General features: G+C 63.7%; 21 protein-coding genes. 10 read left to right on the top strand and 11 right to left on the bottom strand.

Features of this window, described 5'->3' with window-relative positions:
• Positions 1–250 precede the first annotated feature (250 nt).
• Positions 251–1,249, bottom strand: a complete 999-nt coding sequence (locus QUV11_RS12335) for an adenosine kinase (protein ID WP_300883116.1) — start codon at positions 1,247–1,249, stop codon at positions 251–253.
• 123 nt (positions 1,250–1,372) lie between these two features.
• Here QUV11_RS12335 and QUV11_RS12330 point away from each other — a divergent pair, with 123 nt between their 5' ends.
• Both QUV11_RS12330 and QUV11_RS12325 read left to right on the top strand, forming a co-directional pair.
• A complete protein-coding gene (locus QUV11_RS12330) occupies positions 1,373–2,077 on the top strand; it encodes an EI24 domain-containing protein (RefSeq protein WP_300883114.1) in 705 nt (234 codons plus the stop codon).
• Positions 2,074–2,439, top strand: a complete 366-nt coding sequence (locus QUV11_RS12325; protein ID WP_300883112.1) for a hypothetical protein — start codon at positions 2,074–2,076, stop codon at positions 2,437–2,439. The genes QUV11_RS12330 and QUV11_RS12325 overlap by 4 nt, the downstream gene beginning before the upstream one ends.
• 197 nt (positions 2,440–2,636) lie before the next feature.
• Here QUV11_RS12325 and QUV11_RS12320 read toward each other — a convergent pair whose 3' ends face one another.
• On the bottom strand, positions 2,637–4,382 hold the full coding sequence (locus QUV11_RS12320) for a DUF885 domain-containing protein (RefSeq protein WP_300883110.1): 1,746 nt from the start codon (positions 4,380–4,382) through the stop codon (positions 2,637–2,639).
• A 194-nt stretch (positions 4,383–4,576) separates the two neighbouring features.
• Here QUV11_RS12320 and QUV11_RS12315 point away from each other — a divergent pair, with 194 nt between their 5' ends.
• The gene (locus tag QUV11_RS12315; RefSeq protein WP_300883108.1) at positions 4,577–5,893 is read left to right on the top strand and encodes an MFS transporter; all 1,317 of its coding nucleotides are present in this window, start codon (positions 4,577–4,579) and stop codon (positions 5,891–5,893) included.
• The gene (gene cysK, locus QUV11_RS12310; RefSeq protein WP_300883106.1) at positions 5,890–6,807 is read left to right on the top strand and encodes a cysteine synthase A; all 918 of its coding nucleotides are present in this window, start codon (positions 5,890–5,892) and stop codon (positions 6,805–6,807) included. Before QUV11_RS12315 ends, cysK begins: the two co-directional genes overlap by 4 nt.
• Before the next feature lie 207 nt (positions 6,808–7,014).
• Here cysK and QUV11_RS12305 read toward each other — a convergent pair whose 3' ends face one another.
• The 5 genes from QUV11_RS12305 to hisI form a co-directional block, all read right to left on the bottom strand.
• Positions 7,015–7,320, bottom strand: a complete 306-nt coding sequence (locus QUV11_RS12305; RefSeq protein ID WP_300883104.1) for a hypothetical protein — start codon at positions 7,318–7,320, stop codon at positions 7,015–7,017.
• A gap of 312 nt (positions 7,321–7,632) precedes the next feature.
• Positions 7,633–9,435 (bottom strand): acyl-CoA dehydrogenase C-terminal domain-containing protein, encoded by a 1,803-nt coding sequence (locus QUV11_RS12300; RefSeq protein WP_300883102.1) that lies wholly within the window; start codon positions 9,433–9,435, stop codon positions 7,633–7,635.
• A 127-nt stretch (positions 9,436–9,562) separates the two neighbouring features.
• The gene (locus tag QUV11_RS12295) at positions 9,563–9,991 is read right to left on the bottom strand and encodes a MerR family DNA-binding transcriptional regulator (RefSeq protein ID WP_289619508.1); all 429 of its coding nucleotides are present in this window, start codon (positions 9,989–9,991) and stop codon (positions 9,563–9,565) included.
• 42 nt (positions 9,992–10,033) lie between these two features.
• Positions 10,034–10,576 carry a hypothetical protein gene (locus tag QUV11_RS12290; protein ID WP_289619507.1) on the bottom strand — a complete coding sequence of 181 codons (543 nt, stop codon included), beginning with the start codon at positions 10,574–10,576 and terminating at the stop codon, positions 10,034–10,036.
• Positions 10,573–10,938, bottom strand: coding sequence for a phosphoribosyl-AMP cyclohydrolase (gene hisI / locus QUV11_RS12285; RefSeq protein WP_289619506.1), 366 nt, complete (start codon positions 10,936–10,938; stop codon positions 10,573–10,575). Before hisI ends, QUV11_RS12290 begins: the two co-directional genes overlap by 4 nt.
• A 140-nt stretch (positions 10,939–11,078) precedes the next feature.
• Here hisI and purF point away from each other — a divergent pair, with 140 nt between their 5' ends.
• The 3 genes from purF to QUV11_RS12270 all read left to right on the top strand — a co-directional run bounded on the left by purF (position 11,079) and on the right by QUV11_RS12270 (position 16,000).
• Positions 11,079–12,539 (top strand): amidophosphoribosyltransferase, encoded by a 1,461-nt coding sequence (gene purF, locus QUV11_RS12280; RefSeq protein ID WP_300883098.1) that lies wholly within the window; start codon positions 11,079–11,081, stop codon positions 12,537–12,539.
• A 13-nt stretch (positions 12,540–12,552) separates the two neighbouring features.
• Positions 12,553–13,266, top strand: a complete 714-nt coding sequence (locus tag QUV11_RS12275) for an SDR family NAD(P)-dependent oxidoreductase (protein ID WP_300883096.1) — start codon at positions 12,553–12,555, stop codon at positions 13,264–13,266.
• A gap of 328 nt (positions 13,267–13,594) precedes the next feature.
• Positions 13,595–16,000, top strand: a complete 2,406-nt coding sequence (locus QUV11_RS12270) for a TonB-dependent receptor (RefSeq protein ID WP_300883094.1) — start codon at positions 13,595–13,597, stop codon at positions 15,998–16,000.
• A gap of 144 nt (positions 16,001–16,144) precedes the next feature.
• Here QUV11_RS12270 and serS read toward each other — a convergent pair whose 3' ends face one another.
• A complete protein-coding gene (gene serS / locus QUV11_RS12265; RefSeq protein WP_300883092.1) occupies positions 16,145–17,416 on the bottom strand; it encodes a serine--tRNA ligase in 1,272 nt (423 codons plus the stop codon).
• Positions 17,417–17,550: 134 nt separating this feature from the next.
• A complete protein-coding gene (locus QUV11_RS12260; protein ID WP_300883090.1) occupies positions 17,551–18,651 on the bottom strand; it encodes a PEP-CTERM sorting domain-containing protein in 1,101 nt (366 codons plus the stop codon).
• 438 nt (positions 18,652–19,089) lie between these two features.
• Here QUV11_RS12260 and dksA point away from each other — a divergent pair, with 438 nt between their 5' ends.
• Together dksA and QUV11_RS12250 are read left to right on the top strand one after the other, a co-directional pair.
• Positions 19,090–19,554: an RNA polymerase-binding protein DksA gene (gene dksA / locus QUV11_RS12255; RefSeq protein ID WP_300883088.1), complete on the top strand. Its 465-nt coding sequence runs from the start codon at positions 19,090–19,092 to the stop codon at positions 19,552–19,554.
• Positions 19,555–19,685: 131 nt separating this feature from the next.
• Positions 19,686–20,057 (top strand): PilZ domain-containing protein, encoded by a 372-nt coding sequence (locus QUV11_RS12250; RefSeq protein ID WP_300883086.1) that lies wholly within the window; start codon positions 19,686–19,688, stop codon positions 20,055–20,057.
• A gap of 26 nt (positions 20,058–20,083) precedes the next feature.
• Here QUV11_RS12250 and QUV11_RS12245 read toward each other — a convergent pair whose 3' ends face one another.
• Positions 20,084–21,274, bottom strand: a complete 1,191-nt coding sequence (locus QUV11_RS12245) for a CaiB/BaiF CoA-transferase family protein (RefSeq protein WP_300883084.1) — start codon at positions 21,272–21,274, stop codon at positions 20,084–20,086.
• 215 nt (positions 21,275–21,489) lie between these two features.
• Here QUV11_RS12245 and QUV11_RS12240 point away from each other — a divergent pair, with 215 nt between their 5' ends.
• On the top strand, positions 21,490–21,684 hold the full coding sequence (locus QUV11_RS12240; RefSeq protein WP_300883082.1) for a hypothetical protein: 195 nt from the start codon (positions 21,490–21,492) through the stop codon (positions 21,682–21,684).
• Positions 21,685–21,870: 186 nt separating this feature from the next.
• On the opposite strand, the gene QUV11_RS12235 is transcribed toward QUV11_RS12240, so the two are convergent.
• Positions 21,871–23,274: a nitronate monooxygenase gene (locus QUV11_RS12235; protein WP_300883079.1), complete on the bottom strand. Its 1,404-nt coding sequence runs from the start codon at positions 23,272–23,274 to the stop codon at positions 21,871–21,873.
• Positions 23,275–23,334: the final 60 nt, after the last annotated feature.

Genomic DNA, 23,334 nt, shown 5'->3' with positions numbered 1-23,334 from the left:
GATGGGCCGCGCAGGGGGCTGTGATCCCCGGCGGCCCCTCTCATATTTTCAGCTTTCAAGAGCTGTGCGCGTTGCCAGCGCGAGCGTTCCGAACGCCGCGGCAATAGCCCCCATCCCATCTCAACAAAAGCATGACGCAAACGCCATTTTCGTCACCCCCGCGGACGCGGGGGTCCCGCTCCTGCGCTGACGTCACGCAGAAGCGGTATTCCCGCTTTCGCGGGAGTGACGATAAGACGGGTGGAACCTCTCAGCCGAGCTTCTGCGCGACCAGTGCCTTCAGGTCCGCGCTCGAGCGGGCACCGAAGTGCGAGATGATCTCGGCGGCGGCGATTGCGCCCATGCGCAGGCTGGTCTCGACATCCGTGCCCTGCGCCTGTCCGGCGAGGAACCCGGCAGCGAACAGATCGCCCGCGCCGGTGGTATCGACCACCTTGTCGATCGGCTCTGCGGCAACAGCGAAGCGCTCGCCGCCATGCACCGCGATCGCGCCCTTTTCGCTGCGCGTCACGACCAGCGTGGGCAGCTTGGCCGAGATCGCGGCGACCGCGCCCTCGAAGTCATCGACCTGCGCCAGCGACTGGATTTCTGCCTCATTGGCGAACAGGATATCGATATGACCCTTGTCGAGCAGATCGAGAAAATCGTCGCGGTGGCGGTCGATCACGAAAGCGTCGGACAACGTGAAAGCGACCTTGCGGCCTGCAGACCGCGCAGCGTCGATGGCAGCACGCATCGCGGCGCGCGGCTCTTCGGGGTCCCACAGATAGCCTTCGAGATACAGCACGGCGGCGTCCTGGATCATCTTGGGATCGAGCGCGCTCGCGGGCAGGAACTGCGATGCACCCAGGAAGGTGTTCATCGTGCGCTGGCCGTCGGGCGTGACCAGGATCAGGCAGCGCGCGGTGGGGGTTTCGTCGCCGGTGCGGACCGGGGTCGCGTAATCGATGCCCAGCGCGCGGACGTCATGCGCAAACACTTCGCCGAGCTGATCATCGGCGACCTGGCCGATGAAGGCACACTTGCAGCCCATGCCGGCAAGACCCGCCAGCGTGTTGGCAGCCGATCCGCCGCTGATTTCCTGCGCCGGGCCCATCGCTTCGTACAGCGAGGTCGCGCGGTCGGCATCGATCAGCATCATGCCGCCCTTGGCCAGGCCTTCCTTGCTGAGCAGGGCGTCATCGGCCGGAGCCATCACGTCGACAATGGCATTGCCGATAGCGAGAACGTCGAAACGGGGGCTGGTCATGTTGGGCTGGACTTTCTGTAGGCGCCCCCATGGATAGAGCGGCGCGGAAATGATGCCGCGCGGCCTATCGGCTTGGGCGGACCGGTTCAACCCCAATTGCGCGCGATTGACCCCGGCGGAAATTTGCCCGACACACGGGCCGCGATGCTGAGCGCCTTTTTCAAAAGCCTGGGACAACTGGGCGACCGCGCGATCCTGGGCGCACTCGCCTGGACGATCGCGTTTTCCGTGCTGATCTTCGGACTGACCGGCTGGGGCCTGTGGCAGGGTCTGGCATGGGCGATGACGCGCTATGGTGGCCCGCTCTCCGGCTATGCCGAGTGGACCGGCGTGCTGGCGGTGATTGCGACGATTATCGCGTTCTGGTTCTGGTGGCGGGTGGTGGCAATCGCGGTTCTGCAGCTGTTTGCCGACCGGATCGTGATCGCGGTGGAGCGCAAGCACTACCCGCACGCGGCTGAGCGCGCGGTGGATCTGCCGCTGGCACCGTCATTGATGATGGCGCTGCGCAGCCTGGGCCGGGCGCTGCTGTACAATGCGCTCGCTTTGCCCTTCGCGCTGGTGCTGCTGTTCACCGGGGTCGGCGCGCCGATGCTGTTCCTTGCGGTAAATGCAGTTCTGGTGGGGCGCGACCTTGCCGACATGGTGGCGGCGCGGCATGCGCTGCCGGGCACACAGGCGCAATCGCGGACCAGCCGTTTCGTGCTTGGGTTGATTGCCAACCTGCTGCTGCTCGTTCCCTTGGTCAATCTGTTCGCACCGATTATAGCCGCGGCGATGGCCACGCACCTTTTCCACCAGCGCGAGGCCGGGGGGACGGCACGATGAGACGCTATTTCGCACTGGCATTCATGGTTATGGGGCTGGCCGCGTGCGCCGCGCCGCAGACGATTACGCCGCCTTCGCGCCCGACCATGCCCGCGCGCAGCACCACCTTGTCGGGCAAGGGGCTCGAGGCGGTGCTGGGCAAGACCTCGCGTGATCTGGAGCGGATGTTCGGGCAACCGCGCCTCGACGTGCGCGAATTCGATGCGCGCAAGCTTCAGTTCGTCGGCAGCGCCTGCGTGCTCGACGCGTTTCTGTATCCCGAAGGATCAGGCGGCGCGCAGGTGGTGACGTACATCGACGCGCGGCGCAGCGATGGCCAGTCGGTCGATCGCGCGGCGTGCGTGGAGGCGTTGCGCAAGTAAGGCAACGGTTGCGCGTACGTCCCTCGACTTCCCGGCTATGCCGGGAAGTTTACCCTGAGCGGCTGGCTTGGCCAGCCAGCCGAAGGGCTCGGGAACTCGGAGAGGTGGTTCTGTTACCATTTAAGGCGTGGCCACCCCCTCCGTCTGTCCCGAGCGAAGTCGAGGGACGTTGCGCAAACCTTCGGTTGTGATGCTCCTCAGAACACCGCCTTGGGCGCATTCTCCTCCATCATCGCTGCGCGCACCATCGGCACCGGGGGTCCGCCATAAGAGAGGAAGGCATCGTGAAACGCCTTCCACGCATCGCGACCGCCCTTGGCCGCGGTCCAGTCGGAGCGCAGCTTGCGGATCATCAATTTGCCCAGGGTATAATTGAGATAGCCCGGATCATACGTGCCGCGCAGCGCCTGCTGGCGGGCATTGCCCTCGTCGATGAAGCACTGCTGGCGGAACATCTCCAGCGACTCGTCGACCGTCATACCGCCGGTGTGCAGGCCGATCGCGGATAGATAGCGGCAGTTGCGCAGCAGCGCGTTGGCAAGCTGGCCGATATGCGTCTCGGGGTCGCCCTCCCCCAAGCCGGCCTCCCACATCATTTCTTCGGTGTAATGGGCCCAGCCTTCGGCATAGGCATAGCCCACGAACAGCCGACCGAAGAACGACTTGGCGCGGTTGGCGTGGAGGAAGTTCAGGAAGTGCCCCGGCCAGACCTCGTGAACGCTGGTGAACAGCAGGTCCTTCTTGGGGGGAATGTACTCGGCCTGCACCGCAGGCGCCCATGACGGATCGGGCGGCGAAATATAATAGACCGACGGCAGGCCTTTCTCATAGGGCCCCGGGATATCGATATAGGCCGAGTTCTGGCGGTTGTAGGGCGGCGATTCCTCGACCTTGGCCTCTTCGGTGCCGGGGATCGACACCAGATCCTTGTCCACCAGGAATGCGCGCAGATCGGGCAATTGCCGCCGGGCCTCGGCCACGGGTCCGTCCTCGGGCTTGTCGAGCGACAGCTTCGCCATGCATTCGGGCATGGTCGCCCCTGGCGCGAACTGCCCGCATGCGATGGCCAGCGCCTGCTGGTTGCGCTTGAGATCGGCCTCTCCGATCGCCGTGAGCTGCGCAATCGACAGATCGACCATTTCGGTGCTGGCCAGCATCTGCGAGAAAAGATCCGGGCCCAGCGCATAGCCCACCTTGGCGGTGGCCTTTTCCGCCTTCAGCCAGTCGGCCAGCCCCTGCATCGCCTTGCTGGCCTCTGCGGTGGCGGCTTCCAGATCGGTCTTGATCGCCTCGTCGCTGACATCGGCAAACGCTGCGCGGGCATCGCCGGTGAAGAATGTGGCATAGCCAGCGAACGCGTTGACGCCGTAATCGATCGCATAGGGATCGAGCGGGCTTTCAAGGTTGCTGCGAATCTGTTCGGCCGCCTTGGGGATGCCGCGGGCATAGGCGATGAAGGCCTTGGCCCGGGTGTCGACATCGGCATAGGGCCGCGTAACATAGACCGACGGATCGAGCGTTCCGGTATAGAAGGCCGGGTTGCGGTGCGGCCAGTCGGCCTGTTTCAGCCAGAACAGCTTACCGCGAACCACCGCCATCAAGTAATCGCGCTCGAACTTGTGATCCTTGGACAGTTGTGCCGTGTCCAGCGCGCCAGCATCGGCCAGCGTCTTTTCGAGGAACGCGACCTGATCGGCCAGGCCCTGTTCGGACCAGTCGGGCAGCCTGCCATCAAACTCGTGGCGCCCCTGATACACCGCGAAATCCGGGTTGCGCGCGAAATAGCCGGTCAGAAAGCTGTCGACGAACTGCCCCCATTCGGAGGCGGTGTCGATGCCGGTGGCCTGATCGGCAGCGGCGGGCTGATCGGAAGGGGCGACGCTGCACGCGGTCACCAAGACCGCAAGCGATGCGGCAGCCAGCAGCTTTTTCGACCAATTCATGCACGACTCCCCTGCGGTGATGCTCTTGCCGAACCCCTCCCCTTGAAGGGTCGCGCTTCGGGTACTCGACACAGTGCTGACACCATGCCGGGCAATTGGGAAGAGCGATTCATTCGCAGCTGCACAAGATCGGCGCCACCGCCCGGCAACTTCATCTTGCTTGCCGCCCACGTTGCGCTGGCCTACCGGACGGAATGGACTCGGCGACCACCCCTCCCCACCCGTTCAGCATCCCCAATTACCGTGCCTATTGGTTGGCGCGGCTGTCATCGATGCTGGCGCTGTACTGCATGATGCTGATCGTTGGCTGGCAGGGCTACAATATCGCGCGCGAAACCATGGACATCGCGGCGAGCTCGGCGCGGCTGGGAATGATCGGGCTGTTGCAGTTTGCGCCGTTGTTTGTGCTGACCCCGTTGGTCGGCTGGATCGCGGACAGGATGGACCGGCGCTTCGTCGCGCGCACCGTGTTGCTGTGCCAGGCCGCCATCGCAGCGACGCTGGCCTGGACCACGGCGCAGGGTCTTATCAGCCTGCCGATTCTCTATGTCATCGCGGCGCTTTTGGGAACGGCACGCGCGTTCCTGGGCCCATCATTGAGCGCGCTCGCCCCCAATCTGGTGCCCAAAGCATCCTTGCCTACCGCCATCGCCTTGTCATCGATTGCTTGGCAGTCTGGCATGCTGATCGGGCCCGCGATAGCAGGGCCGCTCTATGCCATCCGACCTGATCTGCCCTATATCGTCAGCGCCTGCCTTTATACCATCGCCGCGCTGGCGATGATGACCATTGGTCCGGTGCCACGCACGATCATGGACAAGGGCAAGGGGCCGATCGCCCAGATCATCGACGGCATGGCCTATGTCGGGCAGAACAAGCTGGTGCTGGGCGTCATCACGCTCGATCTGTTCGCTGTGTTTCTCGCGGGATCCACCGCGCTGTTGCCGGTGTTCGCACGCGACATCCTGCAGGTCGGCGAACAGGGGCTGTCGCTGCTGGCGTCCGCCCCTGCGGCAGGTGCCGCGCTGGTGGCGCTTGTTTTCTCGTTCCGCCCGATCCGCACCAATGTCGGCAACAAGATGCTGGCAAGTGTCTTCCTGTTCGGGCTGGTCACCATTGTATTTGGCCTCAGCAAGATTCTGATTGTCTCGATGGCCTGCCTTTTCGTCGCAGGCGCCGCCGACATGTTCAGCGTCTATGTCCGCCAGTCGCTGATCCAGCTCAACACGCCAGACGACAAACGCGGGCGGGTTTCTGCGGTGTCGCTGCTCACCGTATCGGCGTCGAACGAGCTGGGCGATGCGTTTTCCGGGATGCTGGCCTGGCTGATCGGCCCGATTGCTGCGGTTGTCGCCGGCGGCGGCGGTGCTATATTGATCACAGCACTGTGGGCCCGGCTGTTTCCGCAGATCGGTGCCGCGCGCAGCTTTGATCCTACGGAGGAAGAAGCACATCCCCAACCCGGCGCGCCGCCCCCCCCGGCGCCCTCTGCAGGAAAGACCACGTCATGATCGCAACCAGCATATTGGAAACCATTGGCCGGACCCCGCATGTCCGCATCAACCGGCTGTTCGGCGATGCGAACGTCTGGATCAAGTCGGAACGGACCAACCCCGGCGGGTCGATCAAGGACCGCATCGCGCTCGCCATGATCGAGGCGGCGGAGGCTGACGGATCGCTCCAGCCCGGCGGCACGATCATCGAGCCGACATCAGGAAACACCGGGGTGGGCCTTGCCATGGTCGCCGCGGTCAAGGGCTACAGGCTTGTTCTGGTCATGCCCGAGAGCATGTCGATCGAACGGCGGCGGCTGATGCTCGCCTATGGCGCGACCTTTGACCTGACGCCGCGCGAAAAGGGCATGAAGGGCGCGATCGAACGCGCACAGGAACTGGTCGATCAGACCCCGGGGTCCTGGATGCCGCAGCAATTCGAAAACCCCGCCAACATCGCGGTGCATGTCCAGACCACAGCGCAGGAAATCCTGGCCGATTTCGCCGATTTTCCGCTCGATGTCATCATCACCGGCGTGGGTACCGGCGGCCACATCACCGGGTGCGCCGAGGAACTGAAGAAGCACTGGCCCGATCTGAAGGTCTATGCGGTGGAACCCACGCTCTCCCCGGTGATTTCCGGCGGCCAGCCAGGACCCCACCCGATCCAGGGCATCGGCGCGGGCTTCATCCCGGGGAACCTCCACACCCGATTGATCGACGGGACGATCCAGGTCGACCCTGCCGACGCCAAGACGATGGCCCGGCGGTCGGCCAGCGAGGAAGGTATGCTGGTCGGCATTTCGTCCGGGGCGACTTTGGCCGCGATTGCGCAGAGGCTGCCGGATCTGCCCGCAGAATCGCGCGTGCTGGGCTTCAATTACGATACCGGCGAGCGGTATCTGTCGGTGCCTGACTTCCTGCCGGAGTAAGCCGAGCACACCGGTAGATAGCACCCGACAGAATTCATCGTCCCCCCCGCGATGGTGGAGGTCCCGATTATGTGCAGCTGGATGCGCAAGAGCGCGGTTCACGCGTGCGCGGGAATGACGAGCTGTGGTACCGCTGAACACCAAAAGGCCGGGAGATTGCTCTCCCGGCCTTCGGTTGCGACCCTAAAGGGCTTGGTTGCTTTCGGATTACTCCGCGGCTTCCATCGGATCAGCCTTGTCGGGCTGGCCGTCGCCATTCGTATCCCAGGCGTCGGGCTGGCCGTCACCGTTGCGGTCCCAAGCATCAGCAACGCCATCGCCATTGGTGTCGAGCGTCGCGGGCGGGGCCTGCTCGGCAGTTGCCGGAGCATCCATTGCCGGATCATTCATCGGGGCTGCCGGAGTTTCGGTGGTCGGCGCTTCCGGGGTTCCGGGGACCATGTCCTGCGCCAGTGCGGGGGTTGCGGCCAGGGCGCCGGCTGCGATCAGGGTTCCAAAAAATGCATTCTTCATGAGTTCTTCTCCTCGTGATGCGACCCGCTATAGGGTCCTAGATATTTGCGGAGGTAATCTTCGCTCCGCAGCATCAACGACGAACCCGGCCTCGCGTTCCTGCCGGTGAATCGGCCGTATCGTCCAAAAAGGCGGGTTCCCGTAAGATATCGCAAATCTGGAACAGGCCGACGCGGGGTCGCGCCGCAGCGCGCGTCCAATGGTTTCGAGTCCGCGACAAAAAATCGACCGTAATTCATCGCCACACGAACTAAAAGGGCGCCTGTGGTAATCCACAAGCGCCCTTTTATTGGTTTTTGTCTCTTCGAGGGCTTAAGCGGCGACGAAAAGCTCCGGCTCGAGCGCCATGATCGCCTCAGACCCTGCCTCGATCTTGCGGCGGAGGGCACCGGTATCGGGCATGACGCGTTCAGCGAAATAGCGAGCGGTCTTGAGCTTGGTCTCATAGAACACCGCGTTGCCGCTGCCAGCGTCGAGCGCGGCGATCGAGGCGCGCATCATACGCAGCCACATCAGACCCAGCGCCACGATGCCCATGATGTGCATATAGCTGTGCGCGCCTGCGCCGACATTGTTGGGGTTCGCCATGCCGTTCTGCATGAACCACATCGTCGCGGCCTTGAGCTCGCCTGCGGCCTTTTCAAGGCGGCTGGCGAAATCGGCGAGACGTTCGTCGCCCTTGGCTTCGGCGCACTCGCTGTCGAGGATGCCAAACAAGGTCTGCACCGCGCGGCCACCGTTCTGGGCGAGCTTGCGACCAACAAGGTCCATCGCCTGCACGCCGTTGGTGCCTTCGTAGATCATCGCGATGCGGGCATCGCGGACATACTGTTCCATGCCCCATTCGGCGATATAGCCGTGGCCGCCATAGACCTGCTGCATGTTGGTGGCGATCTCATAGCCCTTGTCGGTGCCGTAACCCTTGATCACCGGGGTGAGCAGGCTGATGATATCGTCGGCGGCGACGCGCTCTTCCTCGGTCTGCGCCTTGTGGGTCAGATCGACCTGCAGGCCGCCCCACAGGATCAGCGCGCGCAAGCCCTCGTTGATCGCCTTGGCTTCCATCAGCATCCGGCGGACATCGGGGTGGACGAACAGCGTGTCAGCCTTTTCGTTGACGTCCGCAGGCCCGGTGAGCGCACGGCCCTGACGGCGATCGCCGGCATATTGCACCGCGTTCTGGTACGAGACTTCGCCCATCGACAGGCCCTGCCCACCGACGCCGAGCCGCGCTGCGTTCATCATGATGAACATCGCGGCGAGACCCTTGTTCTCTTCGCCGACCAGATATCCGGTCGCGCCGTCATAGTTCATTACGCAGGTCGAGTTGCCGTGGATGCCCATCTTGTGCTCGATCGATCCGCACGAAACCGCGTTGCGCTCGCCCAGCGAGCCATCGTCGTTGACGAGGAACTTCGGCACGATGAACAGCGAGATGCCCTTGACGCTGTCGGGGGCGTCCGGGGTCTTGGCGAGAACGAGGTGGATGATGTTCTCGGTCAGGTCATGTTCGCCCGACGAGATGAAGATCTTGGTGCCGGTGATCGCATAGCCGCCATCGCCCTGCGGAACCGCCTTGGTGCGGATAAGGCCGAGATCGGTTCCGCAATGCGGCTCGGTGAGGTTCATCGTGCCACCCCATTTGCCGCTGATCATGTTGGGGGCGAACTTTTCCTTCTGCTCCTGGCTGCCCTTGGCGAGGATCGCCGAAACCGCGCCATGCGTCAGACCGGGATACATGGCGAACGCCATATTGCTCGACGACATGAACTCCTCGAACGCGATGCCGACGACGTGCGGCATGCCTTGCCCGCCGAACTCTTCGGGCGCAGCCAGCGTGCCCCAGCCTGCCTCGCAATACTGGTTATAGGCTTCTTTGAAGCCGTCGGGCGTGGTGACGGTGCCATCCGCATGGCGGGTGCAGCCCTGCTGGTCGCCAACCTGGTTCAAGGGAAACAGCACTTCCTCGACGAACTTGCCGGCTTCTTCGAGCACGGCGGACAGCACGTCGGGTGCGGCGTTGTCGAAGCCAGGAAGATTCGAATATTTCTCGATGCCGAGAACTTCGGTCAGGATGAACTGGGTATCGCGCACGGGGGCGGTGTACTTGGGCATGTCAATGTCCTCTCAAACAATGGCGATCAGTGGTTCGAGCCAGTTGGGCCCGATCGGGGCGTGGTCCATGCGGCAACCGCCCGCTTTAGTCGTCGGCCGACCGGCCAGGCCGTTGCGGCCTGATACCCTAAGCCAGGTCTTCGCGGTCAACCCGCTCGACCATTTTCACGAACTGCGAAAGCTCCTGGATCGAGCTTTCGAGGTCTTTCTTCTGCTTGCGCATCAGTGCGATGCGTTCCTTGCAGCGCTGCAGCGTGACGCGGCGCTGTTCACGCCGGCCATCGCCGATATCGTAAAGGTCGATCATTTCGCGAATTTCGCCAAGGCTGAAACCCACATTCTTGGCGCGCATGATCCACGCGAGGCGGGCACGATCACGCTTGGAATAGACGCGGGTCAAACCCTTGCGTTCGGGTGCGATCAGCCCCTCGTCTTCGTAGAACCGCAGCGCGCGCGCGGTCACGCCGAATTCATCCGAAAGATCGGAGATGGTATAGCTGTCCCGATTGTGCAGATCGGGCGTGTCGATGCGGCCAAGGGTAGAACGGTCGTGCATGCAGCAGGAGCTACATTCCCTTGACGTAAACGTCAAGCAGATTCAGTCGCCGCACAAGCGGTTGATGTCCCGTCCGCGGGCAGCCAGAGCCGCACGGTCCCCGTTCTCGACCAGTGCGAAGGAAGCACCCGCGAGGCTTGCGCGGTTGCTGCACACCGCCTGGCATCCCGCCGGGACGCTTCCCGCCAAGGCAAGGGCGCTGCCATCGAACCGTGCGCTGAAACTGCAATCGTCCACGGAGGCTCCCGTGGCGCTGCGGGTCAGGCTGATCCGGGCCTGCTCGCCGGTCAGCACGGCCCGCCCCTGCCCCTCGCACTGGCTCGATCCACCAAAGGTGACCAGGACGCCGACGGCATAACCCTGATCGCGGTTGCCGCGCGCACAAAAGGAATCGCTGCCGGTGCCGCCGGCATCGGCAAAGCTGCCCGCCAGATCGAGGACGAGGGGGTCGGCAATGACGCCCGCCTCGATCGCGGCGGCATCAAGCGGGGTTACCGCAGCCTCGTCATCCCCGGCCCGTGTCTCGCTGCACCCGGCCAGCATCAGGCAGGCACCGAGGCAGGCGGAGACAGCAAGGCGCTTCACGCAATCCGCTCCAGACCGCCATCTTCGGTCACTCTACGATAGAAGCACGAGGGCGCGCCGGTATGGCACGTCGGGCCAGCCGGCGATGCCACCACCCAGACTGCGTCCTGATCGCAATCGATCCGCAGTTCGACCAGCTTGAGCACATGGCCCGAGGTCTCGCCCTTTTTCCAGAGGCTGCGGCGCGATCGCGACCAGAAATGGACCTCGCGCGTCTCCAGCGTCAGCGCCAATGCCTCGGCATTCATATGCGCGATCATCAGCAGTGCGCCGCTGGCCGCATCGGTGACGGCGGCGGTGATCAGCCCAGCGGCGTCATATTTGGGGTCGAGAACGAGCCCGGTTTCGCGAGGATCAGACATGACAGGTGGGGTTAATGGCAGCTTGCGTAAGGCGCAACTGGGTTAACGAAAAATGACCTGTGACAAAAGCAAGACAAACGCCGACGGCCTCCCTATAGGGGTGTCGAACCAGCCGGCTGCAACCGAATCGGGCGCGCGACATGATCACCACTCATCCTTTTGACGACGACAAGCTGCGCGAGGAGTGCGGCGTATTTGGCGTCGCCGGCGCTATCGATGCGGCGGCGATGGTCGCGCTGGGGCTGCACGCGCTGCAGCACCGCGGCCAGGAAGCCGCGGGGATCAGCAGCTTTGACGGCCGCCTGTTCCACAACCACAAGGCCCTTGGCCATGTGGCGGGCAACTTCGATTCCGAGGATATCATGCGCTCGCTCAAGGGCGACTGGGCGATCGGTCATGTGCGCTATGCCACCACCGGCGAGACCGCGCTGCGCAACGTCCAGCCTTTGTATGCCGAGCTCGCCTCGGGCGGTTTTGCCATCGCGCACAACGGCAACATCTCGAATGCGATGAAGCTGCGCCACGACCTGATCCGCACCGGTTCGATCTTCCAGTCGACCTCGGACACCGAGACGATCATCCATCTGGTCGCGACATCGCGTTACCGCACCCTGCTCGACAAGTTCATCGATGCCCTGAAGCAGGTCGAAGGCGCCTATTCGCTGATCTGCCTGACCGACAGCGGGATGATCGCCTGCCGCGATCCGCTGGGCATCCGTCCGCTGGTGATGGGCAAGATCGGCGACACCGTGATATTTGCCTCGGAAACCGTGGCACTCGACATCGTCGGCGCCGAGTTCGTCCGCAGCGTCGATCCGGGCGAGCTGGTGGTGGTCAGCGACGGCGAAATCCGCTCGCATCGTCCGTTCTCCGACAAGAATTCGCGCCCGTGCATCTTCGAGCATGTCTATTTCTCGCGGCCCGACTCCATCGTCGACGGCTCGTCGGTCTATACCGTGCGCAAGGCGATCGGCGCGCAGCTCGCGATCGAAAATCCGGTCGATGCAGATCTGGTTGTCCCCGTCCCCGACAGCGGCACGCCCGCCGCGATCGGCTATGCCCAGCAATCGGGGCTGCCGTTCGAGCTTGGCATCATCCGCTCGCATTATGTGGGGCGCACCTTCATCCAGCCGGGCGACGGCGTGCGTCATCTGGGCGTCAAGCTCAAGCACAACGCCAACCGGCCGCTGATCGATGGCAAGCGCATCGTGCTGATCGACGATTCGATCGTGCGCGGCACCACATCGCTCAAGATCGTGCAGATGATGCGCGATGCCGGCGCTGCCGAAGTGCACATGCGCATCGCCAGCCCGCCGACGATGCACAGCTGCTTCTACGGCGTCGATACGCCCGAACGCTCCAAGCTGCTCGCCGCGCAGAAATCGATCGAGGAAATGCGCCAGTTCATCCAGGCGGACAGCCTGTCGTTCGTCTCGATCAACGGCCTTTACCGGGCGCTGGGCGAGTCCGAGCGGCAGGACAACAACCCGCGCTACTGTGATGCCTGCTTCACCGGGGACTATCCCACCACGCTCACCGATCTGGCCGAGCGCGACCAGCCCAACCAGCTGACCTTGCTGGCCGAACGGGTCGCTGGCTGAGGACTCTTCACGCATGACCGACAGAATTTTCGAAGGGCAGCTTGCCCTTGTCACCGGCGCAAGCCGCGGCATCGGTGCCGCGACCGCCAAGGCGCTGGCTGCACGCGGGGCGCATGTCATCCTCACCGGCCGCACCGTCAAGGATCTGGAAGCGGTCGAGGACGCGATTTTCGAGGCGGGCGGCAATGCCACCATCGCGCCTCTGGACCTCAGCGACGGCGAGAGCATCGCGCGGCTGGCCGTGGCGATCGGCCAGCGCTGGGAGAGCCTCGACATGCTGGTGCTCAACGCCGCGATGCTGGGCACGCTGGGGCCGGTACCGACCATCGATGGCGCCGAATTCAACCGGGTGATGACGCTGAACGTGCTGAGCGCGCAGGCGCTGATCGCCCATTTCGACAAGATGCTGCGCAACAGCGGCAAGGCGCGCGTCATCGGCCTGACCAGCTCCGTCGCCGCCGCGCCGCGCGCCTATTGGGGCGCTTACGGAGCCTCCAAGGCCGCGCTCGAGGCGCTGCTGGCGTCGTACGGCGAGGAAATGCGCAACATCGGCAAGGTCCGCACCGCGATCGTCGACCCCGCGCGCACCCGCACCCCGATGCGCGCCAAGGCCTATCCCGGCGAAGACCCTGCGACGGTCAAGGAGCCCACGGTCGTAGCGGAAGCGATCGCAGAGCTGCTGGCCAGCGATTTCGAGACCAACCACCGGCTGGTGCTGCAGGGCTGACGTTCCTCCCGATTGTCGGTTCCCTCTCCCCTCCCGCACGCGGGAGGGGTGGCTGAGCCGCAGGCGAAGATGGGGTGGGCATGAGCAGACAATTGTGCTCCCGGCCCACCCTGGCCCGGCAAGCCGGGCCTGCCCCTCCCGCAAGCGGGAGGGGAGAGAGTTGGCGGATTGCGCCGTTTTCCACCTTTCCCCTACGGCGCGCGTAATCCTTGTGGATTATGACAACCCTAAATTAACATCGCCACAAATCAGTAATTGCTGCGACGCACAATGGTCACTGGTCGCGGGCAATGGGCGAGCATTCACTCCAAATCGAGGATATGCTCCGATGCGCTCACCTCTTCTCCGCCGCCCGATCCGGGCGTCGCTGATCGCCCTCGCCACCGTTCTGTCGACCAGCCCTGCGTTCGCGCAGGACCGGGTCGATGCCACTGCGGCCAACGACGACCTGATCATCGTGACCGCGCAGAAGCGCGAGCAGTCGATCAAGGACGTGCCGATCACCGTCTCGGCGATCAGCGGCGAACAGATGGACACCATCGGCATCGACGAATTCGACGAGCTGTCAGCCTTCATCCCCGGCCTCAACATCCAGGAGCAGAGCGCCAACAATCCCGGCTTCGTGATCCGCGGCATCACCTCGGATTCGGGCAGCGCGCAGGTTGCCCCGCGCGTTACCATCTACCTGAACGGCATCGATGTCTCGCGCTCGCGCGGATCGTATTTCGATCTGTTCGACATCGACCGGATCGAGGTGGTCAAGGGTCCGCAGGCAACCCTGTTCGGCACCGCCGCCACGATCGGCGCGATCTCGGTGATCACCGCCAAGCCCGAGCCGGGCTTCTCGGCTGATGTCCGCGGCAGCTACGGCAACTTCAACCTGTATGAAGGCCGCGCGATGATCAACGCGGGCAACGACAAGATCGCCGGTCGCATCGCCGCCTCCTACAAGCAGCGCGACGGCTATATCCGCAACATCGCCAACGCTCCCGGCACCGTCTCGGCGCGCGACGTCCGCTCGGGCCAGGACGATCTCAACGGCATCGATCAGCTCGCGCTGCGTGGCTCGCTGCGGATCTGGCCGACCGACAGCAGCACGATGGATTTCGTGTTCAACTATGAGCAACAGCGCAACCCCGGCACCGCGTTCATCTCCGGCACATTGCCGCGCAGCGGCGGCGATACCGATCCGTTCCGCGTCGGCGAGGTCGGCGGCGCGCCGCGTGCGATTAGCGAGGCGATCCTGGGCCTGCCCGAACTGGGCCTCAAGCGCGAAGTCTATGACGCCAACGTCACCTTCGAAACCGCGATGAGCGACAGCTGGACGCTGACCGCGATCGGCGGCTATCGCAAGTTCGACAGCCTCGAGGTGTTCGACGCCGATGGTTCGGGCCTGTTCTTCCTCGAGTTCGCCGAAGACGCCGAGGGCGAGCAGTTCAGCTATGAAACCCGCTTTGCCTATAACAGCGACCGGCTGCGCGGCTTTTTCGGCTTCAACGTCTTCCACGAACAGGGCACCCAGCGCGTCCCGTTCGTGACCGACGAAGGCACCTATATCGGTTGCTCGACGGCGGGCGCCCTGGCTCCGGTCCGCGCCTCGCTGGCAGCGGCTCTTGGAGTACCCGCCGCCCAGAGCTGCCAGAGGCTGAACAACCCGGCGCTCCCCAACCTGGCCACGACGCTGCTGACACGCGGCGCAGCCAGCGTGCTGCCGTATTCGAGCGAGTTCACCAACGGCGGCAAGAACACCAGCTATTCTGCGTTTGCCGACATGACGTTCGATGTCACTGACCGGCTCGAGCTGACCGCAGGCCTGCGCTATCTCTACGAAGAGCGCACTTCGACCTATAGCGCCGCAGCGGGTGCCAGCCGGATCCTGGCGGGCCTGGGCATTCCCGGCGTGTCGCTGCTCGGCACGGTCGACACGCGCGGCCTGACGTTCCGCGAGAGCGACAACTTCGATGCCTGGCTCCCGCGTTTCAACGCGCTCTACCGGATCAGCGATGCGGTGAATGTCTATGCCACCGTGTCCAAGGGCCGCCGCGCGCCCGTGCTCAACCTCAGCGCGCGCGCCACTGCGACGGGCCCGGTTCCTGCCTTCACTTTGGTCGCGCAGGAAAAGGTGTGGAACTACGAAGGCGGCATCAAGGGCGCGTTCGGCGCGTTCACCGGCTCGATCGGGGCGTTCTACCAGGATTACTCCAACTTCCAGACCAGCTTCTTCAACGAGCAGGGCCAGGTCGTCCCGGTCAACGCAGGCAATGCCGGCAACTTCGGCGTCGAGGTCGAAGGCGCCTTGCGGCTGAGCCCCAACGTTCGGATTTTCGCCAATTACGCGTTCATCGATGCCAAGATCGAATCGCCTGATCCCGCGTTCCAGGACAACCGTTTCCGTCTGCAGTCGAAGCACTCAGCCGCCGCCGGGATCGACGTCAACGTGCCGGTGAGCGATAGCGCGGCGATCTTCTTCGTGCCGACGGTAACCTACAGCAGTGAGCAGTTCTTCGAGATCCCCAACACGCCGGCGATCAGCGAGGACGGCTATGTGCTCGCCCATGCCCGTGCGGGCGTCCGCTTCAACGACGGCGCGTTCGAGATCACTGCGTTCGCGCGCAATCTGTTCAACGAAAAGTACCTGATCGACGCGGGCAACACCGGCGGCGCCTTCGGTACCGCAACCTTCATCGCGGGCGAACCTCGGCTGTACGGCGTGCAGCTGGGTGCGAAGTTCTGATTTTCTCTCTCCCCTCCCGCTTGCGGGAGGGGTGGCTGAGCCGGAGGCGAAGCCGGGGTGGGCCTGAACAGAGCATAGTGCTCCCAGCCCACCCCGGCCCGGCAAGCCGGGCCTGCCCCTCCCGCTTGCGGGAGGGGGGAGAGATTAGACAGTCAGAACGGTCAACCCACCCATATACGGCAGCAGCGCATCGGGTACCCGCACCGAGCCATCGGCCTGCTGGTAATTCTCGACGATCGCCACCAGCGTCCGCCCGATGGCGAGCGCGGAGCCGTTCAGAGTGTGGACGAACTCGGTGGTCTTCTCGCCTTCGGGGCGGAAGCGGGTGTTCATCCGGCGGGCCTGATAGGCGCCGCAGTTCGAGATGCTGGCGATTTCGCGATAGGCGTTCTGCCCGGGCAGCCACACTTCCAGATCGAAGGTCTTGGCGCTGGCCTGGCCCATGTCGCCCGCGCACAGCAGCATCTTGCGATAGGGCAGCCCCAGCGCCTGCAGGATCGCCTCGGAGGCCGCGCACATGCGGGCATGCTCCATCTGCGAATGCTCGGGCGCGGCGATCGTCACCAATTCGACCTTTTCGAACTGGTGCTGGCGGATCAGCCCGCGGGTGTCGCGGCCGGCAGACCCTGCCTCCGAACGGAAGCATGGCGTGAGCGCGGTGAGACGGATCGGCAGCTCGGCAGCGGTCAGGATCTGCTCGCGCACGGAATTGGTCAGGCTGACTTCGGAGGTCGAGATCAGCCAGCGGCCATCGGTGGTCTGGAACAGGTCCTCGGCAAACTTGGGCAGTTGTCCGACGCCGAACACCGCCTCGTCGCGCACCAGGAAGGGCGTCGCACACTCATTGTACCCACGCGCCACTTGCGCATCGAGCATGAACTGGCCCAGCGCCCGGTTCATCCGCGCGATGCCGCCGCGCAGGAACGTAAACCGCGCGCCGGAAATCTTCGCCGCGGTCTCGAAATCCATGCCCAAAGCTGGGCCAATATCGGCATGTTCCTTTGGCTCGAAATCGAACTGCGGCAGATCGCCCCAGCGGCTGATCTCGACATTGCCGGCTTCGTCGAGCCCATCGGGCACATCGTCGGCGGGCAGGTTGGGAAGCAGCGCCATCCGCTCGGCCAGCGCCGCATCGGCGGCCTTGGCCTGCTCCTCCAGCTCGGAGAGCCTGGTCTTGAGCTCGGCGACCTCGGCCTTGAGCATGTCAGCCTTGGCCGCATCCTTCTGCGCCATCGCCTGACCGATCAGCTTCGACGCCTCGTTGCGCCGCGCCTGCGCGGTCTGCGATTCGTTGAGCGCCTCGCGCCGCTTGGCGTCGAGCGCGATGATCTCGGCGGCGACGGGATCGAGCCCCTTGCGTGCCATGGCGGCATCAAAGGCTTCAGGGTTTTCGCGGATGAATTTTATGTCGTGCATGGCCTGAGCCTATGCCCTGCCCATAAGGCCGGATGCAATGCGCAATCGGCAGAAAAAAGGGCGACCCTGGCAATGCCGGGGCCGCCCCTGAATGCGGTGATCATAAGGCAGCGGTGACGGACGCTGCCCGATGATCAGGCCGCATCGCGTTCCTTGCCTGCATCCTTGCGCTTGGCGAAGCGGCGCCGCACGGCCAGCGCGATCGCACCTGCGCCGAACAGCAGCACGGCTGGCGGGGCCGGCACATCGGTCGGCGGCGGCGGAGGCGGCGGGGGCGGAGGTGGCGGAGGCGGCGGCGGCGGTTCGCCAAAGCTCGATGAGCCCGGCGGCGGCGGAGGTGGCGGCGGCGGCGGCGGCGGCGGCGGCGGCGGCGGCGGAGGTGGCGGCGGCGTGCCGCCAGAGGAGGTCGACGTAGAGCTCGACGTGGACGATGACGTCGAACTGGACGTGGACGATGAGGTCGAAGATGACGTGCTGGACGACGTCGAGCTGCTCGAGCTCACATTGCCCGACGACGTGCTGACGCCGCCCGTGGACGTGGACACGCCGCCGGTGGAGGTCGAAACACCGCCGGTGGAGGTCGAAACACCACCGGTCGAGGTCGAGACGCCGCCGGTCGAAGTGGAAACACCGCCAGTCGAGGTCGAGACGCCGCCTGTCGAGGTCGACGTGCTGACACCACCGGTCGAGGTCGAAATGCCGCCGGTGGAAACGCCGCCGGTCGATGTGCTTGTCGAGCCGCCGGTGCTGGTGAAACCGCCGGTCGAAGTGCTGGTCGAACCGGTCGACGAAATGACAACGCTTCCGCCGCCACCACCGCCGCCACCGAAGAAGCCTCCGAAGAAGCCACCACCAAAGCCGCCGCCAAAGCCACCACTGCCGCCGACGACGACCGGGAAGCCACCGCCACCGCTGCCGCCGAAGGTGCCCATGTCCTGAGGCATTGGCGCGGGGAGCGGCAAGGGCAACGGAATCGGCGAAGGCTGGGTGCTCACCGTCACCACCTGAGGGGTGCAGTTGCTGACCGTGCGCGGGAGGGCCCGACTGGCGCGCTTGACCTGGCGCACTGGCGCCTTGGCCATCTTGCGTCCGCGAATCGGCTTGCTAGCCTTAGACTGCTTGTACTGCTTGACCTGCGCAGGCGGCGTGTCTGCCACGTGCACCGCGCCGCCGCCGATGATTGCTCCGCCGCAGGTGCAGGCGCACAATTTTGCCAAGGCCATCCGTACAGACATTGTGTTTTCTCTCTCAGACCAGGGAGGCTGCTTGCGACCTTCGGCACCAAAACCAGGGTCGAGTCAGCATCCCGATATGCAAGGCAAGCCAGAACAAAGCGTTAATCTCAACGCTGTTAACCTTGATTTGACAATCTGTGCGACAAAAAACTGCGCCCATCCGGGGTCGCGCACCCCTGCTGTCCCGATTTGGAACCATAATCGCGGCCACAATTAACCGTTTGCCATCACATCCGGCCGATCACCCCGTGCGCATCGTCATTGACGGTACGGCAACGGCGGTCGGCAAAGGAACTGTTCAAAATCTCCTTGATTCGTCCGCTTTGCTGCTTGTGTGGCCTATGCGCGGTAGCTATAGGCGCGATCAACATAAGGCCGACGGAATGTGTCCGACCTTGGGCGCGCATCGCCGGTTCTGCTATCCACCGGGAGCATCCAATGGCGTCCATCTCGACGGCGATCGACGATATCGATGTGCTGGCCAAGGCGCGCAAGAATATAGAGGGGGATTATTTCCCGTCTTCGGATGAAGACTATATGAGCGTGCGGCAGCTCGACTATTTCCGAGCGCTTCTACAGGAATGGAAGCGCTCCATTCTGGCCGCTTCCAAGGACACGCTGCAGCAGCTTCAGGATGGCCCGATGCGCGAGCCCGACCTGAACGATCGCGCATCCAGCGAAACCGACTGGGGCATCGAACTGCGCACCCGCGACCGCCAGCGCAAGCTGATCGCCAAGATCGACTCTGCGCTTCGTCGGATCGATGAAGGCGAATATGGCTATTGCGAGGTCACCGGCGAGCCGATCGGCCTGGGCCGCCTCGTCGCCCGTCCGATCGCGACCATGACGGTGGAGGCGCAGGAAGCGCACGAACGGCGCGAGAAGATCTCCCGCGACGACTGATTTTTTTACATCTACCCTGCGGGCTTAACCAATTGGCGACGATAGCCGGCCTATAACATCCGCGAACCAGTCGCCGCCACGGCGCGACCGGACGCAACACTGTTATTGCCAAGCATCTGGACGCCAAATCGATGAACATGCCTCTCAGCCCGAAATCTCTTGAAAGCAAAGAGACCCGTGCGCGTGACAGCCTGTTTCTGCTCGCCGAGGTCTCCTTCGAGGGATCCGACGAAATCCACAAGGTCAAGGTGCGCAACCTTTCGCCTGGCGGAATGATGATCGAGTCCGATCTGGAAGTCAGCCAGGGACAGCATCTGGTGGCGGTCCTGCGCAATATCGGCGCGGTCCGCGGCCAGATTGCCTGGGCGCGTTCGAAACGGTTCGGAGTGGCCTTCGACCGCGAGATCGACCCCAAGCTGGCACGCAAGCCGGTTGGCGGCGGCGGCGAAGTTCCCCGCTATCTCCGCACCATCATCGCCACCAGCCCTTCCTTCCCTCGCTAACGCCGAACCGGGTTTGCGGCGGCGGCTCAGTCGTTCGCCGGCCGCCACAGCTCTTCGTTTTGCGCGCCCACGCTTTGGGGAGCGAGTCGCTGGTTGACCGGACTGCCGCCAAAAGCGATCGGATGGCGCAGTGTCCGGTAGGCACCAATGTGCGGCGCCTCCATGTCCATGAAGAATCCGGTCGCGCGCAGATGCGGGTCGTTGGGAACATCCTCGATCCGATTGAAACGCATGGCAGGAATGTCCTCGCGATCGAGCAGTTCCACCCATTCGTCGGTGGTCTTGGTACCCGCGACCTCCTCGATGATCGCGTACAGATCGCCGGTATGCTTGGTGCGCTCCTCATAAGTGGAAAAGCGCGGATCCTGGAACACGCCGGGGCGGCCACCGATCTCGAAAAACCGCTCCCACTGCCGATCGACATAGGGGACGATCGCGATGAAGCCGTCCTTTGTCGGGTAGGGGCGGCGACGCGGATTGATCGAGCGGGTGTAGCCGAGCTTGCCGTTGCCGGGGAAGGTCTGTCCGTAGAGGTTCTCGACCATGTTGAAGAAGGTGAAGCATTCCAGCATCGGCACCGACACGAACTGCCCCTGCCCCGTCCGCTCCTTGTGCACCAGCGCAGCCAGCGTCGCACTGGTGGCGAACAGGCCGACCGTTTTGTCCGCGACCAGCGATGGCGTATAGGCGGGCGGGCCGTCCGATCGCTTGGCGTACAGATCGGCCCAGCCCGATGCTGCCTGGACAAGATCGTCATAGGCCTGCCGCTTGGCATACGGCCCTTCGGCCCCATAGCCGCAGCAATGCACATAGATGATGTCGGGATTGATCCGCTTCACCGCCTCGTAGTCGAGACCCAGCCGCTCCATCCCGGCCATCCGGACATTGTGAAAGAACACGTCCGCCTGCTTGAGCAGCATTTCCAGTTGCGCATGCCCCTCAGGGTTGCGAGCATCGATGGTCACCGCCTTTTTGTTGCGGTTGAGCGCCATGAATATCGGACCGAGATCGCCGGTCGGAGACTGCCCGGCATAGCGCATCATGTCGCCGCTGTGGCTCCCGCCACGGTTTTCCACCTTGATCACATCGGCGCCCATGTCCGCCAGCATCACCGTTGCCAGGGGGCCCATGACCACGCTCGACATGTCCAGCACCCGCACACCGGCCAAGGGACCCGTGGCTGCAATGTCACTCGTCTTCCATATAGAATCTGCCATCCGAGGCTCCTGGTCAATCATTTGTCATATCCAATGTCACCAATTGGCAACAGTTTCGCGTCGGCTTTTGAAATTCATCCAGAATTGATACATTTCCGGTTCATTTCGCACCTGCAGCATTGCAGAAACCACCAAATTTGGGGTAACTACGGACTTCCGGGTTCAGGGGTGATCCGCGAACGAAAAACGGGTCGCACCGTTTCGGTGAGGGACTTATGGTACTGGGCTTGTTTGAAAGCGGCGAGCAGCGTCGCAAGGATATTCGTGAGATCGAATTGATCCACAAGAAATACGGCGACACGACGCTGGCCGTGCTGGCTGGGCGGGCGAAGGACACATCGTTGACCGATCGCGAGCGCAAGCACTGGGCCCGCCTGCTGAGCAAGGCGCGGCGCCGGTACAGGGATTGAGCGGTATAACGCCGCATCATCTGGGGCAGCGCGCTGACGCGCGGGAAACGCATCCTGACCACCCGCCTGCCCATGTCAGGTCCATCTCCACATCCCTTTAACCGAACGATTAAGAAAGGGATGCGGGAGAATTCGTGCAGGGTCAATCACCAGTTGTGACAGCACGCCCTGGACGGGGACAGGGGATCAATCCCCGGTCAAAATACGATCGACCAATTGTCTGACAGTGGGGACAAACCCGTTCGAATAGAACGGGTCAGTGCCGAAATTATACGCCGCATGGCCGGCGAACATCAGGTTCTTGTCGACGTCCTCGCCATGCGCAATGTTCTGCAACGCCTTCTGGATGCAGAAGCTGCGCGGATCGGCGAGATAGCCGGTTGAGAAGTTGTCGTGGTCCTTCCACGCGGAGAACGCGCAGTGCGACAGGCAGCCCATGCAATCCGCCTGGTCCTTGCGGATCTCGGCGCGTTCTTCTGGGGTGCAGAACACCAGCGTGTTGTCGGGCGTCTTGAGCGCGGTGGTGAAGCCTTGCGCGTCCCAGCGACGCGCGCGCTGCAGGTCCTCCGGCGTCACCCAGAAATTCTTGCCCTTAACCCCGCAATCGAGTTGCGCGGTGTGTTCCCCCGCAGTTTCGGTCGAGAACGGGATCTGCCGTTCCGATCGGGCTTCAAGGCTGCGCAAGAATGGATTGCGCACCGCACTCGAGTAAAAGCCCGTCGGGCTGAACTTGTGCAGCAGGACGTCGCCGGGCTTGATCTTGGTCAGCTCGTCCTTCCAGCCCTGCGGAATCGGGCTTTCCTGGGTCAGCAAGGGACGTGTGCCGAACTGAAACGAGATCGCGCCCAGCTCCGGATTGTCGATCCAGTTTTCCCAGTCGCGCAGATACCAGACGCCGCCTGCCATCACGATCTGGACGTCTTCCGACACGCCTTCGGCGCGCATCGTCTCGCGCAGTGCGGCGACGCGCGGATACGGGTCCTGCGGCACGCGCGGATCCTCGGCGTTGGACAGGCCGTTGTGCCCGCCCGCCAGCCACGGGTCCTCATAAACCACCGCCGCCATCAGATCGGCATATTTGTGATAGGCCCGCTTCCACAGCGCGCGGAAAGCGCGCGCCGAACTGATGATCGGCAAATAGTTGACGTTGTATTGCGCCGCGATCTCGGAAAGCTTGTAGGGCATGCCCGCGCCGCACGTGACGCCGGCGACCATGCCGCGGGTCTGGTCGAGGATGCCGTGAAGGATCGGCTGCGCACCGCCCATTTCCCACAACACGTTGATGTTGATCGCGCCGTTGCCGCCGGCAATTTCATAGGCGCGACGGACCTGCTCGACGCCGCCTGCGATGGCATAGCGGATCAGTTCCTCGTGGCGATCGCCGCGGGTGCGACCGTGATAGATCTGCGGGATGACGTTGCCGTCTTCGTCATAGCTGTCCGCGTTGACTGCCGAGACGGTGCCGATGCCGCCCGCTGCCGCCCATGCGCCGGAACTGGCATGGTTGGTGGCGGATACGCCCTTGCCGCCCTCGATCAGCGGCCACACTTCGCGTCCGCCATAGACAATCGGCTTCAAACCCTTGAACACGTAATAGCTCCCACGTTAGCGCAGCCGTATAAGCATGCTGCGCAACAAATGCCCAACAAA

Origin of the sequence: Blastomonas sp. (genome assembly GCF_030373265.1) — a bacterium.
In the GTDB taxonomy this organism is placed as follows: Bacteria; Pseudomonadota; Alphaproteobacteria; order Sphingomonadales; family Sphingomonadaceae; genus Blastomonas.
This window is presented reverse-complemented; position numbering and strand designations above follow the sequence as displayed.